Origin of the sequence: Pseudarthrobacter sp. S3, assembly GCF_050156905.1 — a bacterium.
Taxonomy (GTDB): Bacteria; Actinomycetota; Actinomycetes; order Actinomycetales; family Micrococcaceae; genus Arthrobacter.
Genome location: NZ_CP189583.1, coordinates 3,541,831 through 3,555,146, shown reverse-complemented (window position 1 = coordinate 3,555,146; position 13,316 = coordinate 3,541,831). Strand labels below are relative to the sequence as shown.

At 65.7% G+C, this 13,316-nt stretch carries 10 protein-coding genes and 1 pseudogene; 8 read left to right on the top strand and 3 right to left on the bottom strand.

The window, feature by feature from the left end; all coding sequences use genetic code 11:
* Positions 1–40: 40 nt before the first annotated feature.
* From ACQCSV_RS17075 to proC, 6 genes and pseudogenes are all read left to right on the top strand, one after another.
* Positions 41–424 (top strand): annotated as a pseudogene (locus tag ACQCSV_RS17075) (MerR family transcriptional regulator); the annotation flags it as partial.
* A 50-nt stretch (positions 425–474) separates the two neighbouring features.
* The gene (locus ACQCSV_RS17070; RefSeq protein ID WP_354154597.1) at positions 475–2,190 is read left to right on the top strand and encodes a DUF7059 domain-containing protein; all 1,716 of its coding nucleotides are present in this window, start codon (positions 475–477) and stop codon (positions 2,188–2,190) included.
* Positions 2,191–2,346: 156 nt separating this feature from the next.
* Positions 2,347–5,076: a type I DNA topoisomerase gene (gene topA, locus ACQCSV_RS17065; protein WP_354154598.1), complete on the top strand. Its 2,730-nt coding sequence runs from the start codon at positions 2,347–2,349 to the stop codon at positions 5,074–5,076.
* 47 nt (positions 5,077–5,123) lie between these two features.
* Entirely contained in the window at positions 5,124–5,576 is a 453-nt protein-coding gene (locus tag ACQCSV_RS17060; protein ID WP_282330144.1) for an SseB family protein, read from the top strand.
* 52 nt (positions 5,577–5,628) lie between these two features.
* On the top strand, positions 5,629–6,633 hold the full coding sequence (locus ACQCSV_RS17055; protein ID WP_426938866.1) for a Ppx/GppA phosphatase family protein: 1,005 nt from the start codon (positions 5,629–5,631) through the stop codon (positions 6,631–6,633).
* 264 nt (positions 6,634–6,897) lie between these two features.
* A complete protein-coding gene (proC, locus tag ACQCSV_RS17050) occupies positions 6,898–7,731 on the top strand; it encodes a pyrroline-5-carboxylate reductase (protein ID WP_354154600.1) in 834 nt (277 codons plus the stop codon).
* A gap of 73 nt (positions 7,732–7,804) precedes the next feature.
* On the opposite strand, the gene ACQCSV_RS17045 is transcribed toward proC, so the two are convergent.
* On the bottom strand, positions 7,805–8,491 hold the full coding sequence (locus ACQCSV_RS17045) for a TrkA family potassium uptake protein (protein ID WP_354154601.1): 687 nt from the start codon (positions 8,489–8,491) through the stop codon (positions 7,805–7,807).
* Entirely contained in the window at positions 8,484–9,917 is a 1,434-nt protein-coding gene (locus ACQCSV_RS17040) for a TrkH family potassium uptake protein (protein WP_426938865.1), read from the bottom strand. The genes ACQCSV_RS17045 and ACQCSV_RS17040 overlap by 8 nt, the downstream gene beginning before the upstream one ends.
* A 105-nt stretch (positions 9,918–10,022) precedes the next feature.
* Between ACQCSV_RS17040 and ACQCSV_RS17035 the strand changes: the two genes are divergently transcribed.
* Both ACQCSV_RS17035 and ACQCSV_RS17030 read left to right on the top strand, forming a co-directional pair.
* Positions 10,023–11,234, top strand: coding sequence for an acetoin utilization protein AcuC (locus ACQCSV_RS17035; protein ID WP_354154603.1), 1,212 nt, complete (start codon positions 10,023–10,025; stop codon positions 11,232–11,234).
* Between the two features lie 77 nt (positions 11,235–11,311).
* Positions 11,312–11,854, top strand: a complete 543-nt coding sequence (locus ACQCSV_RS17030) for a metalloregulator ArsR/SmtB family transcription factor (protein ID WP_354154604.1) — start codon at positions 11,312–11,314, stop codon at positions 11,852–11,854.
* A gap of 95 nt (positions 11,855–11,949) precedes the next feature.
* Here the strand turns inward: ACQCSV_RS17030 and ACQCSV_RS17025 are convergent, their stop codons facing one another.
* Positions 11,950–13,284: an alpha-hydroxy acid oxidase gene (locus ACQCSV_RS17025; RefSeq protein ID WP_354154605.1), complete on the bottom strand. Its 1,335-nt coding sequence runs from the start codon at positions 13,282–13,284 to the stop codon at positions 11,950–11,952.
* Positions 13,285–13,316 lie beyond the last annotated feature (32 nt).

Sequence of the window (13,316 nt, the reverse complement as noted above, 5' to 3'; positions counted from 1 at the left end):
CCCGGACTTATTCCGCCAACAGACCGGGAAGAAGGAACACATGGACTGGTCCATCCAGGACATTGCCCGGCTCGCAGGGACCACCAGCAGGACGCGTCGCGGCCTGGGGCTGGGCCTGCCGGTAATCAGGCAGGTGCTTGACGACGAAACGGACGCGGCCAACGCCCTCACCGGGCATCTGGCATGGCTCAAGCAGGAACAGGACAGGCTGGCGCGGCAGATCGCGTCGGTCACACAAACCCTCGAAGCAGTGAAAGGAGGTGGCGAAATCATGGCAGACGACATGTTCAACAGTTTCGACCACACGCAGTACAAGGACGAGGTGGAGGAACGCTGGGGCAAGGACGCCTACGCGAAGGGGGATGCGTGGTGGTGCGGCATGAGCGCCGACGAGAAGGCGGAGTGGAAGCAGCGCTCGCAGCGGAGAACCTGTAGCCCGTCAGGGGGAAGCCTGCCCGCCAATAGACTTGGGCGGTGACTGATTACACGCTTTTCCTGGCCGGCAACACCCCCGATGCCCCGCGCAGCGACCGCCCCGAACTGCTGACGGCGCTCGCCGCGGACCTGCGCCGGGTGGACTACACGCTCGACGGCGTGGCCGGGCTCCTGGGCGAGTCCGCCTACCGCGCGCTGAACCGGGACCAGATCATCCCGGCTTTGCTCGCCACCGAAAGCGCCCTCTACAATGATGCGGCGAAAGGTGGGCCTGCGAACGGTGAGAACACGGCGTCGGCGCTCGCCGCCGTCGTACGTCTCTGGCTCCTGGCGGAACCGCAAACGCGGGAAACGCTCGACGCCGCCCTGCCGGGAATCCGGTCCGACGGCCTGGTCGAGCTGGGGCTGCTTGTGCCCGTGCCCGCCTCTGATCTGCCCGGCGCCGGTCAGCCGGCGCTGGATCTGCTGCAGGCAAGAGCGGATCTGCGGCCGTACGGCTGGGATTCCAATGAGGACGGCAGCGGCGGCGCCGAGTTGTGGGTGGCAAGTGACCTCGCCGCGCACCAGCAGGACGGCGTGCTGCGGCACGATCACGTACTCGGGATCGGTCAGGCATCCACCACGCTGGTGCAGACCACCGTCCGGCGCCACGTCGCCAAGGCCCTGGATTTGGGCACGGGCTGCGGTATCCAGTCCTTCCACCTCCTGCACCATGCCGAGCACGTCACCGCGACGGACATCTCGGAGCGGGCTCTGGCCTTCACCCGGTTCAACCTGCTCCTGAATGCCGAGGCCCTGCACGTGGACCCGAAACACCTGGCGGACCGGGTCAGCCTTCGGCTGGGGTCGCTCCTGGAGCCCGTGGCCGGTGAGGAATTCGAGCTTGTGGTGTCCAACCCGCCGTTCGTCATCACGCCGCGGACGGTAGGCGAACCTGCGTCCGGGCAGTTCACCTACCGCGACGGCGGGCTGCCGGGCGACGACATCGTGGCCTCGCTCGTGGCGGCATTGCCCGGCGCCCTGGCTCCCGGCGGCACCGCGCAGCTGCTGGGCAACTGGGAAATTCCCGCCGGGGCCGAGTGGCACGAGCGGCCCAAAGGCTGGATCGGTCCGGATGCGGATGCCTGGTTCATCCAGCGCGAGCAGGTGGGCCCGGAACAGTACGCCGAAACATGGCTGCAGGACGCATCAGAATCCCGCGACCGCATGCATTACCGGGACGCCTATGCCGCGTACCTGGCGGACTTCGCGTCCCGGAACGTGGCGGGGATCGGCTTCGGCATGATCTGGCTGCGCCGGCCGCCGGCGGAATCCAGTGCCGCCGCCATCAGCCGGTTCGAGGAAATTACGTACCCCATTGAGCAGCCCATCGGGCCCCACTTGGGCGCCGCCGTCGAGCGTTCCGACTGGCTGGCCGCCAACAGCCTGGCGGACGCGCATCTGCTCGTGGCGGACGACGTCACGGAGGAACGCCATCAGCGTCCCGGCGCCGAGCACCCGGGCGTGATTCTGCTCCGCCAGGGTGCCGCTCTGCGCCGGACCAATCTGCTCAGCACCGAACTCGCCGGATTTGTCTCCGCCTGCGACGGTGACCTCTCCGTCGGCCAGATCATCGGCGCCCTCGCGGCGCTGCTCGGCGGGAGCCTCGTGGGGGAGGACGGGTTCGACGGCGATGCGTTCCGGACCAGGCTGCTCGAGGACGTCGCGAACCTGGTCAGCGACGGTTTCCTGGTTCCCTCCGAGCCTGCCGCATAGCGGTTTGGCGCGCTTTGGAACACCCCAAAACGGGGTCCTTGACGTGCCGGATGAGTCGGCGGGTTTTCCACATGAATGCGCACGATTGTCCAAAATATGGTGAACTAGGCGAGTATGGGCTCATCTGCCCGAGCAACCTTTTTCTGTAGGAGCACCGTGCCAAGCAAGGCCAAAACCGGCAAGAAACTCGTGATTGTGGAGTCTCCGGCCAAGAGCAAGACCATCGCCAAGTACCTCGGCGAGGGCTTCATCGTAGAGGCCTCCGTTGGTCACATCCGAGACCTGCCGCAGCCGTCCGAGCTTCCCGCAGAACTGAAGAAAACCTCGGTGGGCAAGTTCGCCGTCGACATCGAAAACGACTTCAAACCCTATTACGTGGTGTCTGCGGACAAACGGAAAAAGGTCACCGAACTGAAGGCCGCCCTCAAGGATGCCGACGCCCTTTATCTCGCAACCGATGGGGACCGCGAGGGCGAGGCCATCGCGTGGCACCTGCTGGAAGTGCTCAAGCCCAAGGTGCCCGTCTACCGGATGACGTTCGGTGAAATCACCAAGGAAGCCATCCAGCGCGCCATGGGCAACCTGCGCGATGTTGATACGGCACTGGTGGATGCGCAGGAGACTCGCCGTGTCCTGGACCGCCTCTATGGTTACGAGATTTCTCCCGTGCTGTGGCGCAAGGTGGCCCGCGGCCTGTCCGCTGGCCGCGTGCAGTCTGTGGTCACGCGCATGGTGGTGGACCGTGAACGCGAACGCATGGCGTTCACCTCGGCTTCCTACTGGGACCTCACGGGCCAGTTTGGTGCCGGTTCCGCTTCGTTCAAGGCAAAGCTCGCCTCCGTTGACGGCGCCAAGGTGGCTTCGGGCCGGGACTTTAATGACGACGGCGTCCTTACCGCGCGCAACGCGGCGCACCTGAACGAGGAACTGGCTACCTCGCTGGCCGCAGGACTCCAGGATGCGGACTTCCGGGTCCGGTCCGTGGACACCAAGCCGTACACCCGCCGTCCTGCAGCGCCGTTCACCACCTCCACGCTGCAGCAGGAGGCCGGCCGCAAGCTGCGCTTCACCTCCAAGAGCACCATGCAGGTGGCCCAGCGGCTGTACGAAAACGGCTACATCACCTATATGCGAACCGACTCTTCGGCGTTGAGCGACGAAGCCGTCACGGCCGCCCGCCGCCAGGCCTCCGAGCTGTACGGCCCGGAGTACATCCCGGCGTCGCCCCGCGTCTACACCAGCAAGGCTGCGAACGCGCAGGAAGCCCACGAGGCCATCCGCCCCGCCGGTGACTCCTTCCGCACGCCGGCGCAGGTTGCCAAGCAGCTCTCCGGCGACGAGTTCCGCCTGTACGAGCTGATCTGGAAGCGCACCGTCGCCTCCCAGATGGGTGACGCCAAGGGCTCGACGGCGACCATCCGCCTTGGTGCCGTTGCTACTGACGGCCGGGACGCTGAGTTCTCCGCCTCCGGTACGGTCATCACCTTCCCCGGCTTCCTGGCCGCCTACGAAGAAGGCAAGGACGAAAGCCGCGGGGACGACGACTCCGACGAAGCCCGACGGTTGCCGAACGTGGCCAAGGACGATGCCCTCACGGCGTCGGACATTCTGGCTGTGGGCCACGAGACCTCGCCGCCGCCGCGCTTCACCGAAGCGTCGCTGACCGCCGAGTTGGAAAAGAAGGGCATCGGCCGCCCGTCGACCTACGCCTCCACCATCTCCACCATTCAGGACCGGGGCTACGTCCGGAAACAGGGCTCTGCCCTGGTGCCCAGCTGGATCGCATTCTCGGTGATCCGCCTGCTGGAGCAGCACTTCACCGACTACGTGGACTACGAATTCACGGCGGACATGGAAGGCGACCTGGACAAGATCGCCAACGGCCAGGCTGTGGGGTCCGCCTGGCTCAAGCACTTCTACTTTGGTGAAGACGCCGATCCGGGCCTGCTGAGCATCGTGAACAACCTGGGCGACATTGACGCCCGGGAAATCAACTCCATTCCCATCACGGACGAGATCACGTTGCGGGTGGGCAAGTTCGGTCCGTACCTGGAAAGCTCCGCCGCCACCGTTGATCCGAAGACCGGCGAAATCGTGGAAAACTCCCGAGCCAACGTCCCGGAGGACCTGGCACCGGACGAGCTCACCGCGGCCAAGGCCATCGAGCTGATGGAGACGGCCGCGCCGGAAGAACGCGTCCTCGGCGCTGACCCGCATACCGGGCACACCGTGGTGGCGAAGAACGGCCGCTACGGCGCCTACGTCACCGAAGTCATCCCCGAGATGACCGAGGAACAGCTGGCCAACCAGCCCGTGGAGTACTACAAAAACGGCAAGCCGAAGCCGCCGAAAAAGCCTGTCAAGGCTAAGCCGCGCACCGGTTCGCTGTTTGCGTCCATGACGGTGGACTCCGTCACGCTGGATGAAGCGATGCAGCTGATGAGCTTGCCCCGCGCCCTGGGCGAGGACGCCGAAGGCAACCTCATCACGGTGCAGAACGGCCGCTTCGGCCCGTACCTGAAGAAGGGCACGGACTCCCGCTCCATCGGCACCGAAGAGGAAATCTTCACCATCACGCTGGAGCAGGCGCTCGAGATCTACTCCCAGCCCAAGCAGCGCGGCGCCCGTGCCGCGGTAGCCCCGCTGGCTGAGTTCGGACCGGACCCCGTTTCCGAGAAGAACATCGTGGTGAAGGAAGGCCGCTTCGGGCCGTACATCACGGACGGCATCACCAACATCACCGTCCCGCGGTCCACGTCCCTGGAGGAGCTGACCCGGGAACAAGCGGTTGAACTCCTCGCTGAGAAGAGGGCCAAGGGGCCGGTCAAACGCACCACCACGGCCCGCAAGGCTCCGGTAAAGAAGAAGGCTCCAGCCAAGAAGTAAATAGGGGCGGAATTGCGCCGGGCTCTCCAACGTGGTCGAGTAGATACATGACTGAACAGCCCGGCACAGCCGATCTCACGCCGCTCAACGACCTCGAAGAGAAGCTCGCCCAGGGCGGCCAGCCCGAGGGCAGCCCGGTGGATGTCATCCTGTCCTTCCTCAACAGCGAGGTCTACGTCATCAGCACCGACGGGATCGAGGGGGAGGATTCCCAGGTGGAGCCGCTGGTATTGGCGAACGCCGACGGCGAGCCCGTCCTTGCGGTGTTCTCGCACCCCAGCAGGGTTGATGAGCAGTACCTTGAGGCTGCCCCGAACGTCCTGGGGACCCAGGGTGCGGCCATTATCGCCAACATTGGCGAGGAATTGGGCATGGTGATCAACCCCGGCGCTGCATACGGGTTTGAGATCAACCCGGAGGGCGTCGCCAACATCAAGCGCGACTTCAAGCGAGCCGATGAACTCCCGGACGGTGCACCAGAGGACGCCTCCGCAAACTGACATTTTCTGCGCAGGTTGTGAGTGAGGGCCCGGGCGGGGGAATAATGGCAGGATGCGGCTAGGCGTCCTCGATATCGGGTCAAACACTGTCCACCTTCTCCTGGTGGATGCCCACCCTGGCGCGCGTCCGGTGCCTTTTGCGTCGCACAAACGGCCCATATCCCTGGTCCAGTACCTCGATGCCGACGGTAACATCACGGACGCCGGTCAGCACGAGCTGACCGAATTTGTCCTTGAAGCCTGGGAGTTTGCGGCCAGGCACAAAGCGGACGACCTGCTGGCCTTCTGTACGTCCGCCATCCGCGAAGCCACCAACGGCGCTGCGGTGCTGGCCCGGGTCAAGCACGAAACCACTGTCACCCTGCAGGAACTGACGGGCAGCGAAGAAGCCTCTATGACGTTCTTCGCCGTCCGCCGCTGGTACGGCTGGGGTGCCGGGCCCATCCTGAACCTGGACATTGGCGGCGGCTCCTTCGAAATGGCCTTCGGCCAGGACGAGTTGCCCGAAGTGGCCACCTCCGTCCCGCTGGGCGCCAGCCGCCTGACTCGCGACTGGCTGGCCGAAGACCCGCCTTCCGCCAAGAGTGTCAAGGAGCTGCGCCGTTATATCCGGGCCACGCTGGCCCCCGCGGTAAAGCAGTTCGACGGCCTGGGGCGCGCCAATGTTGTGGCCGGCACCTCCAAGACGTTCAGGTCGCTCGCCAGGGTCGCAGGGGCCGCCCCCAGCGCTGCAGGCCCCTACGTGAAGCGCACACTCAACGCGACGGACCTGGGCGTCTGGGCGCAGCGCATTTCAGCCATGAAGGCCGAGGACCGGCTCTTTCTGCCGGGGGTGTCCGAGGCCCGCGCGCATCAGCTCCTCGCCGGGGCCCTGGTGGCCGAGGCCGCCCTGGAAATGTTCAAGTTCAAAAAGATCAGAATCTGCCCGTGGGCGCTGCGTGAAGGGCTGATCCTGCGCCGGCTCGACCAGCTGGTCTTTGCCGGTCCGCTGGATCCGGCCCCGCATATCGTGGGGCCCGCCCCGGCGCGTCAGGCGATCGAGTCCACACCCGCCTGAAACAGCGTTAACGCGAAAGCGCCGGCGTCCGCAGCAGGAAAATGGGGGAAAACCTGCTGCAAACCACCGGCGCCTCGGGCAAACATCCCCATGCTTGCCGCATCACTCGCACCCTCAATGAGGTAATAACTACATTAAGCGGCGAAGTTGTGTGCAAGCTGCAGCGAACATGGGAGTCCGCTGTGAATCAGTTTCGGCGGGTTCCCGCGTTGTCCCATTCGTTCCATTTCTGCAGCCGCCCAGCCGAACTGCAATGATGGAACCATGAGTAACCGAATCGCCTTTCTGGGCTGTGGATCCATGAACGAAGCCATCCTCTCTGGCCTTCTGGCCGCCGGAACCAACCCCGCCGACGTCATAGCTACAGTCAGGCGTGCCGAACGCGCCGAGGAGCTGGCGTTGCGCCACCACGGCATTACCGCTGTCGCTGGCGAAGAGGAACCGGACAATAACAAGGACGCCGCCAAGGGATCCGCCGTCGTAATTCTTGGTGTGAAGCCGGTGGGCATCATCGACCTGGCCCGCGAAATCAGCGGCTCCCTGTCCCCGAAGGCCGTAGTTGTCAGCGTCGCCGCAGCCGTATCGCTGGCGCAACTCGAAGCGGCACTGCCTCCCGGACAACCGGTGATACGGACCATGCCGAACACCCCTGCGAAGCTGGGCCGCGGCGTCGTCTCCGTTTCACCCGGTACCAACTGCACGCCGGAACAGCTCCAGACCGTCAAGGACATCCTGCGGGCCGCAGGCACCGTGGTGGAGGTGCCGGAGGAGCAGGTGGATGCGGTGTCGGCCATCAGCGGCTCGGGTCCCGCCTACGCGTTCTACCTTGCCGAGGCCATGGCCGCTGCCGGCGTCGAACTGGGTCTGGATCCCGAGCTGTCGTTGCTCCTGGCGCGGGAGACAGTCGCAGGCGCGGGGTTTATGCTGGCTGAGCCGGGCGCCGATCCTTCGGCCCTGCGCAAGGGAGTGACGAGCCCCAACGGCACCACCGAACGGGCCATCGCCACGTTCGAGGACCGCGGCATTCCGTCCATCATCGCCGCCGGCGCCCGCGCCGCAGCGGACCGCTCCGCAGAGATCACCCGGCAGCTCGGCTAATCCCACCGGATGGATGGGGCCACGACCGCAGGGTTCCCTGGCCGAGCTTGCGAGGTTAGGGCGCGGGTGGGGACTACGGCCGCGCGGCGAACCGTTCCAGCAGGTCCACATGCCCGGACACGATCAGCATGTCGCGGGCGGACACCTTGGTTTCAGGGCGGGCGTAGGTGAAGTCCTCACCGGGCGACTTCACGCCCACGATCGTCACACCGTACTTGGAGCGCACCTTTGACTCATCCAGCGTGAAACCGACTGTTTCACGGGGCGGATACATTTTCACGATGGCGAAGTCGTCGTCGAATTCGATGAAGTCCAGCATGCGGCCGGAGACCAGGTGCGCGGCGCGGACGCCGGCGTCGGCCTCGGGGTAGATCACGTGGTTCGCGCCGATCCTGGTGAGGATCTTGCCGTGCGAGGGTGTGATGGCCTTGACCCAGAGATGCTCGATGCCGAGATCCACCAGGTTCACGGTGATCAGCACCGAGGACTCGATGGACGTTCCCACGCCACAAACGGCGGAGCTGAACTCCTGGGCGCCGAGCTGGCGCAGCGCATCAATGTTGGTCGCGTCGGCCTCCACCACGTGGGTGAGGAGCGGTGCCCATTTCTGGACCAGGCTCGGGTCGCGTTCGATCGCCAGCACCTCGCGGCCCTGTTTCACCAGCTGCTCGGCGGTGGATGAACCGAAGCGGCCCAGCCCGATCACCAGGACCGGCGCGTTGTGGGCGGGGCGGTTGGGGGCGCCTGAGGAATTAGCCAATGATGGGCCTCTCTTCCGGGTAGTGGTACAGCTGGCTGCGCTGACGCAGGGCCAGCCCAGCTGCAAGGGTAACGGTGCCCACACGGCCCGCGAACATCAGGGCAGTTAGGACATAAACGCCCGACGGCGGCAGCTCGGCGCTGAGGTTGGTGCTCAGCCCCACGGTGGCGAAGGCGGAGATGGTTTCGAACAGCACCCGGTCCAGGGATGCGCCGCTGATCTGCAGCAGCAGGAACGCGGAGACGGAGACCAGTGTGGCGCCGGCCACGATGACGGAGATGGCCACCCGCATGGTTCCCTGGGGGATGGTCCTGCCGTACACCTTGACGTCGGAGTCGCCGCGGGCCTCCGCGACGATGGCGAGGAACATCACGGCGATGGTGGTCACCTTAATGCCGCCCGCCGTCGATGCCGAACCGCCGCCGGCGAACATCAGGGCGTCGGTGAGCAGCATGGTGGTGGATTCCATGTGGTTCTGCTCCACCAGGTTAAAACCGCCGGAGCGGGTCATGACGGACGCAAACAACGAATGGGTGATCTTGTCGCCGAGGTCCATGTGGGCGATGGTCCGCACGTTGTCCCACTCCATCAGCGCCCACAGCACGGTGCCCGCGGCGAGGAGGATGAAGGATACCTGGATGGTCAGCTTGGTGTGCAGGTTCCACTTCTTCCAGTTGAGCCCGTTCTGCTGCAGGACCATAACAACGGGAAAACCCAGGCTGCCGAGGAACACGCCGAGCATCAGCGGGATGAGGATCCAGGGATCGCTCTCATACGGCACGATGCCGTCTGAATGCGGGGTGAATCCGGCGTTGTTGAACGAAGAAATGGCGTAAAAGACACCGTGCCACACGGCCTGCCAGAACGGCTCGCCGAGGGTCAGGAACCGGGGGACTAGGGCAAGCGCCAGGACACCTTCGATCACCACGGACGTGGTGATGACGATGCGCAGCAGCGTACCCACTTCGCCGAGCCGGCCGGCGTTGTTCATGGCCTCCTGGGCAATGAGTTTGCCGCGGACGCCAAGCTTCTTGCTCACCATGAGGGCCAGCAGGGAGGCGAGCGTCAGCGTTCCCAATCCGCCCACAAAGATGCCGATCAGGATGACCAGCTGGCCGAAAAATGACCAGTGCACCGCCGTTGAAACAACGGTCAGGCCGGTCACGCAGACGGCGGACACCGCCGTGAACAGTGCCTGGTGGATCGGAGTGGCCATGCCGGTGGCGGAGGAGATGGGCAGCGACAGGAGGAAAGTGAAGATCAGGCAGACCGTCCCGAAGGCGCTCAAGGCAAGCCGTGCGGGCGACGTGTTGGCAATTTCGTCAACGAAGTCGCGTATGCGGGTGAAGATCCAGAGGCCTTCGCGCCCCGGTGCGGCCGGGTGCCAGCTGGCCGGGTTCCGGGGCCTCGACTGGCGTTGCGTCATGGGGGGCTTTTCCTCGGTTGAAACTGTTTCCTCCAGTAGTAAACCACTAATGCCCGCGTTATGGCCGGGCCGGGGCCGGGTGCGCCCTCCGGTAGCCTGTCATTGATGACATTCCTGCCCGGTCTCAGCCAGCCCGCGCCGCCAACGATGGTGGTGTGGAATTCCGCCATGACGGCCTACAATTTCGGCCCGGGCCACCCGATGGCTCCCGCGCGGCTGGACCTGACGGCGAGGCTTGCAAGCAGCCTCGGCCTGCTGGACTTTGCGCATGTGTCTGTGGAGGCCCCGGAGGTTGCGTCCGATACCGAACTGGAAACCGTACACTCGCCTGAGTTTGTGGCTGCAGTCCGCCGGGTCAGTGACGACCCGACCTCGCCGGATGAAGCCCGCGGGCTGGGCACCGACGACGATCCAGCCTTCGCCGGTATGCACGACGCCGCCGCAAGGCTTGCCGGTGGATCGCTGGCCGCTGCGTCCGCCATCCTGGACGGGTCCGCGCTCCACGCCGTGAACTTCGGCGGAGGTATGCACCACGCTGCCCGCGACCGCGCCAGCGGTTTCTGCATCTATAACGACTCCGCCTTGGCCGTCCGGAGACTGCTCGACGGCGGCACCCGCCGTGTGGCGTATATCGACGTTGATGCGCACCACGGCGACGGGACGGAAAGCATCTTCTGGGACGATCCCCGGGTCCTGACCATCTCCCTGCATGAAAGCGGACTCACACTTTTCCCCGGGACCGGCTACGCGGACGAGATCGGCGGTCCGCAGGCTGAGGGCAGCGCCGTCAACGTTGCCCTGCCGTCGGGCACCGGGGATGCCGGCTGGCTGCGGGCTTTCCATGCGGTGGTGCCGCAGCTCGTGGGTGCGTTCCAGCCGGACGTCATCGTCAGCCAGCACGGCTGCGACTCGCACCGCCTTGACCCGCTGGCCCACCTGAACATCAGTGTGGACGGCCAGCGTGAGGCGGCCACCGCCGTCGGGAATCTCGCTGCCCGGCACTGCGAGGGCCGCTGGATCGCCACTGGCGGCGGCGGATACAGCGTTACCGACGTTGTGCCGCGGTCCTGGAGCCACCTGATCGGCATCGCCGCCGGGCGTCCCGTTGCGCTCCGGACCCCGGTGCCGGAGGATTGGCGCGCCTATGTTTCGGACAAGTTCGGCAGGGACGCCCCGGGCCTGATGGGGGACGACGTGGAGCTTTGGTGGCGGTCCTGGGAAGTGGGCTTTGACCCCAACGATGCCGTGGACCGCACCGTCATGGCCACCCGCAAGGCCGTTTTCCCGCTGCACGGCCTCGATCCCTGGTTCGACTGATCTAATCACCCCGCGATGGCCGGTCACAGGCGAAATAGTTGATGCCTGACGGCGTATATGTCGCTAGGGTGGGAGTCATGGTGACAGACGACGTATTTGCCGTCATTGCGGAAGCAACCCGGCGTGACATTTTGGTTTCCCTGCGCGCCGGGGACAAGGCAGTGGGCGAGCTGGTGGAAGAACTGTCCGCGAGCCAGCCCACCATTTCCAAGCACCTGAAAGTCCTCCGCGAGGCCCAGCTGGTCAGCATGCGGGCGCAGGGCCAGAAGCGCTATTACGCGCTGAACCCCAAGCCGCTTGAGGGGATTGTCAGCTGGCTGGAGACGTTCGACGTCGGCCCGGCAGCCGCCGTCGCCAAGTCACCCCGTGCTGTGGCGGAAGCCGGCACCGAGCAAACCGTGGCTACCGCACTGCCGGACAGTGCCGCCATCGCTGCCGTCCTGGAGCGTCCGGGCGCCGAGCTGAGTCCCGCCGTCGTGATTCCGGGCGGCACCGTTGCACCGCTCAGCGACGACACCGTGCCGCAGCAGATCGGCCGCACGGTGGGCCGCGCCGCCACAAAGGCCGCGGACCTGCTGGCCAACCTCCCGAACCTCCCCAAGTTCGGCCGCAAAAAGTAGCCCCACTACTCTGAGTTTTTGTCCAGACAATGGCCGGAATATCGACTTTTGGTGCCATTATCTGGCCAAAAACTCAGGGCGGACGGGCGGGGCTACTATCTGAGCAGGCGTACGTGGTCCGGGGTCAGCTCGGAGATTTTGCTGACACCGAGCAGCGCCATGGTGCGGGCCATGTCCTTCTCGAGGATCTGCAGGGTGCGGTCCACGCCCGCCCGGCCGCCGGCCATGAGGCCATACAGGTAGGCGCGGCCGATCAGCGTGAAGTCGGCGCCCAGGGCCAGGGCCGCAATGATGTCCGCGCCGCTCATGATGCCCGTGTCCAGCATGATGGCCGCGTCCGAGTTGTCCTTGGTGAAGGCTTCCTTGACGCCCGGCAGCAGGTGGAACGGGATGGGGGCGCGGTCCAGTTGGCGGCCGCCATGGTTGGAGAGCACCACCCCGTCGGCGCCGTGGGCCACCACCTTGCGGGCGTCCTCCACGGTCTGGATGCCCTTGACCACGAGCTTGCCCTTCCAGGTTTCACGCAGCCAGTCCAGGTCCTCGAACGTCAGCGTGGGGTCGAACATGGAGTTGATGAGATCCGCCACGGTTCCGGTGTATCGGGACAGCGAGGCGAAGGTCAGCGGCTCGTGCGTGAGGAAGTTGAACCACCAGGCCGGGCGGTAGGACGCATCCAGGACGGTCTTGACGGTCAGTGCCGGCGGAATGGTCATGCCGTTGCGGACGTCGCGGAGGCGGGCGCCGGCGACGGCGGTGTCCACTGTGACCATAAGGGTGTCGTTGCCGGCCTTGGCAGCGCGCTCGATCAGCTCCAGCGACCGGTCGCGGTCCGTCCACAGGTACAACTGGAACCAGTTGCGGCCGTTCGGGGCGGCGGCTGCAACGTCCTCGATGGAGGCGGTGCCCATGGTGGAAAGGGTGTATGGAATGCCGGCGGCTTCTGCAGCCTGCGATCCGGCGTACTCACCCTCGGACTGCATCATGCGGGTGAAGCCGGTGGGGGCGATGCCCACGGGCAGCCGGGAAGGCTTGCCCAGGATGTCGGTGCTGAGGTCGATGCTGGAGACGTTGCGCAGGATGCCGGGCCGGAACTCGATGTCCAGGAAGGCCTCGCGGGCGCGGCGAAGGGTGATCTCGCCCTCGGCGGCGCCGTCGGTGTAGTCGAACGGGGCCTGCGGCGTGCGGCGCTTGGCCATGTCGCGAAGATCCCAGATGGTGCTGGCGCGCTTCAGCCGGGCTTCCTTACTGAATTCGGGCTTCTTAAACTGCATCAGCGGGGCCAGGTCCGAATACTTAGGGATCCGGCGCTTAAGCGCGGCCGGGACTCCGGCGGCGGCCGGCTTCGGCGCGCTGCCGGTGAACACCGGGACGTCCGTGGCATCCGGGGCTGGCGTGACCTCGGGATTGTCCGGCTGGATGGTGTGGGTCATGGCTGCCTCCGTTGGTGGGCCTGGCGCAGGGT

Excerpts from the sequence above, each read along its gene's own strand:
- ACQCSV_RS17060 (WP_282330144.1), top strand. The coding sequence starts at position 5,124 with ATGACTGAACAGCCCGGCACAGCCGATCTCACGCCGCTCAACGACCTC.
- ACQCSV_RS17055 (WP_426938866.1), top strand. The coding sequence starts at position 5,629 with ATGCGGCTAGGCGTCCTCGATATCGGGTCAAACACTGTCCACCTTCTC.
- proC (WP_354154600.1), top strand. The coding sequence starts at position 6,898 with ATGAGTAACCGAATCGCCTTTCTGGGCTGTGGATCCATGAACGAAGCC.
- ACQCSV_RS17040 (WP_426938865.1), bottom strand. The coding sequence starts at position 9,917 with ATGACGCAACGCCAGTCGAGGCCCCGGAACCCGGCCAGCTGGCACCCG.
- ACQCSV_RS17035 (WP_354154603.1), top strand. The coding sequence starts at position 10,023 with ATGACATTCCTGCCCGGTCTCAGCCAGCCCGCGCCGCCAACGATGGTG.
- ACQCSV_RS17030 (WP_354154604.1), top strand. The coding sequence starts at position 11,312 with ATGGTGACAGACGACGTATTTGCCGTCATTGCGGAAGCAACCCGGCGT.
- ACQCSV_RS17025 (WP_354154605.1), bottom strand. The coding sequence starts at position 13,284 with ATGACCCACACCATCCAGCCGGACAATCCCGAGGTCACGCCAGCCCCG.